Raw genomic sequence first — 648 nt, 5'->3', positions numbered from 1 at the left:
ACCTAAGGGCCTCGATGAGCTGGCGCAGCTGGGTCGCAGTCTCTGGAAGCGGCGCCGCGAAATCCTGGCCTACTTCGACGTCGGCATCTCCAACGGCCCCGTCGAAGCCATCAACGGCCGCCTGGAACACCTACGCGGCATCGCCCTGGGATTTCGCAACCTCAACCACTACATCCTGCGATCCCTGATCCACTCCGGCCAACTTCAAGACCGGATCAACGCACTCTGAAACCGGAAGAGCCGGTTTGCTCAACGAGCTGACCAAGGCCGTGCTCGAGCGTGCCCTGAATTCGGAGTTGACCCATCACCTGGGTTACGAGGCCGGCGATCCGGCCGGGCGCGGATCGGGCAATTCCCGCAACGGCACCACACCGAAAACGGTAGCCACCGTCAACGGCCCGGTGCGTATCGAGGCGCCGCGCGATCGCAACGGCTCGTTCGAGCCGGCGATCGTGCCGAAGAAAACCCGGCGACTCAACAACATTAATTCGGTGGTGCTGTCGCTGTATTCACGCGGCATGACCACCCGCGATATCGAAGCCCATCTGGCCGAGGTGTACGGGGCATCGGTGTCGCGGGAGCTGATCTCGAATATCACCGAGGTGGTTGTCGATGAGATCAAGGCCTGGCAGTCTCGGCCCCTGGATG

Annotated in this window: 1 protein-coding gene and 1 pseudogene; both read left to right on the top strand. The window is 62.5% G+C overall.

The genetic code is table 11. From position 1 onward, the window contains the following. On the top strand, positions 1-229 hold a 229-nt coding region (locus BST10_RS22250; RefSeq protein WP_165757229.1), incomplete at its 5' end, for a transposase. Between the two features lie 4 nt (positions 230-233). Next, positions 234-648, top strand: a pseudogene (locus tag BST10_RS22245) (transposase); the annotation flags it as partial.

Origin of the sequence: Mycolicibacter algericus DSM 45454 (assembly GCF_002086455.1) — a bacterium.
In the GTDB taxonomy this organism is placed as follows: Bacteria; Actinomycetota; Actinomycetes; order Mycobacteriales; family Mycobacteriaceae; genus Mycobacterium; species Mycobacterium algericum.
Note: the sequence above shows the minus strand (reverse complement) of the source record. Positions and strands in the feature narration are given on the sequence as shown.